At 63.8% G+C, this 2,078-nt stretch carries 2 protein-coding genes; both read left to right on the forward strand.

Going from position 1 to position 2,078, the window contains the following annotated elements:
• Window positions 1–958, forward strand: a 958-nt coding sequence (locus tag HXX15_RS23030) for an efflux RND transporter periplasmic adaptor subunit (RefSeq protein WP_296519239.1), incomplete at its 5' end; no start/stop codon positions are given.
• A gap of 1 nt (window position 959) precedes the next feature.
• Window positions 960–2,078: efflux RND transporter permease subunit (locus HXX15_RS23035; protein WP_296519240.1), on the forward strand; the 1,119-nt coding region annotated here is incomplete at its 3' end.

The following is a 2,078-nucleotide window of genomic DNA, read 5'->3' on the forward strand; positions in this document are numbered from 1 at the left end:
GGCGGCGATGCGCCAGCTTGCCGATGCGAGTCTGATGCGTCTGCGCAACTGGGACATCTCCGAAGAACAGATCAAGGCGCTCGCCGCGGGTGGCGAGGCAAAGCGAACCATGACCTACCGTTCGCCGGGCGGCGGCGTGGTGCTGGAAAAGAAGGCGATTGCCGGCATGCGTTTCTCGCCCGGCGAGACGCTCTACCAGTTCGCCGATGTGTCATCGGTGTGGGTACTGGCCGATGTCTTCGAGGCCGACATCGGCCTCGTCAAGACCGGACAGAAGGTCAAGGTTGCCATCAACGCCTATCCCGGCAAGACCTTCGAAGGCACCATCGCCTACATCTATCCCACGCTGAGCACTGCCACGCGAACGGTGCCGGTGCGCATCGAACTCGCGAATCCGGGCGGCCTGCTCAAGCCCGCCATGTATGCCGATGTCGACATGGCGGTCGGCGCCAGCGGCAAGGTGGCGACGGTGCCCGTGTCGGCAGTGATCGACAGTGGTACGCGCCAGATCGTGCTGGTGCAAAAGGGTGAAGGACGCTTCGAGCCGCGCGAGGTCAAGCTCGGTGCGCGCAATGACGACAACGTGGCAATCCGCGAAGGCCTGAACGAAGGCGAACGTGTGGTCGTCGCCGCCAACTTCCTGATCGATGCGGAGAGCAACCTCAAGGCTGCGCTGGGCGGCTTCAGCGATGCCGCCACGAAGCCGGAGCAGGCGCCGGCGAAGCAGGTCAGCCATCAGGCCACCGGCACGCTCGACGCCATCGACGCGGCGGCTGGCACGGTCACCATTACGCATGCTCCGGTTGCCAGCCTCAAATGGCCGGGCATGACCATGGACTTCGTCCTGGCGAATCAAGGGCTGGTTGCCAACGTCAAGCCGGGTACCCATGTCGCCATCGAGTTCGTCGAGCGCAAGCCCGGCGAATGGGTGATCACGAAGATAGACGGGAAGCACTGACATGCTGAACGCTCTCATCGACTGGTCGGCGCGCAACAAACTGCTCGTCGTGCTGGCCACTCTGTTGGTCACACTCGGTGGTGTCTATGCTTTAGTCATGACGCCGCTGGATGCTTTGCCCGATCTCTCGGACGTGCAGGTCATCATCTACACCGAGTCCTCGGGGCAGGCGCCGCAGGTGGTGGAGGACCAGATCACCTACCCGCTGACAACGGCCATGCTATCGGTGCCGAAATCCAAAGTGGTACGCGGCTTTTCCTTCTTCGGCGCGTCCTTCGTGTATGTGATCTTCGAGGACGGCACGGACATCTACTGGGCGCGTTCGCGCGTGCTGGAGTATCTGAACTTCGCTGCCGGGCGTCTGCCCAAGGGTGTGACGCCGCAGCTCGGGCCGGATGCCACGGGCGTGGGCTGGGTCTATCAATATGCGGTGCTGGCGAAGGACCGCACGCTCGCCGAACTGCGCACGCTGCAGGACTGGTACATCCGCTATCAACTCACCAAGGCGCCGGGCGTGGCCGAGGTCGCCAGCATTGGCGGCTTCGTGCAGCAGTACCAGGTGGTGGTCGATCCGGTGAAGCTGCGTTCCTACGGTGTCTCGCTGGCGACAGTGACCAAGGCGATTCGCGAATCGAACCGCGATGTCGGCGGTCGCGTTGTCGAAATGGCCGAGACCGAATACATGGCGCGCGGCCACGGCTATCTGCGCGGCCGGGCTGACATCGAGGATCTCGTCGTCAAGGCCGAGCGCGGCACGCCGGTGCTGATCCGCGACATCGCCCGCGTCGAAATCGGACCCGACGAGCGGCGCGGCCTCACCGAACTGAATGGCGAGGGCGAGGTCGTCTCCGGCATAGTCATGGCGCGCTATGGCCAGAACGCGCTGGAGGTGATCGAGAACGTCAAGGCGAAGATCGCCGAGATCGGACCGGGCTTGCCGGCGGGCGTCAGCATCGAAACGGTGTACGACCGCTCCGACCTGATCCATCGCGCCATCGAGACGCTCAAGCACACGCTGCTGGAAGAAAGCGTGATCGTCGCGCTGGTCTGCATCGTCTTCCTGATGCACGTGAGAAGCGCGCTGGTGGCCATCATCATGCTGCCGGTCGGTGTGCTGATC

The organism is Rhodopseudomonas sp. (assembly GCF_013377015.1).
In the GTDB taxonomy this organism is placed as follows: domain Bacteria; phylum Pseudomonadota; class Alphaproteobacteria; order Rhizobiales; family Xanthobacteraceae; genus JARJEH01.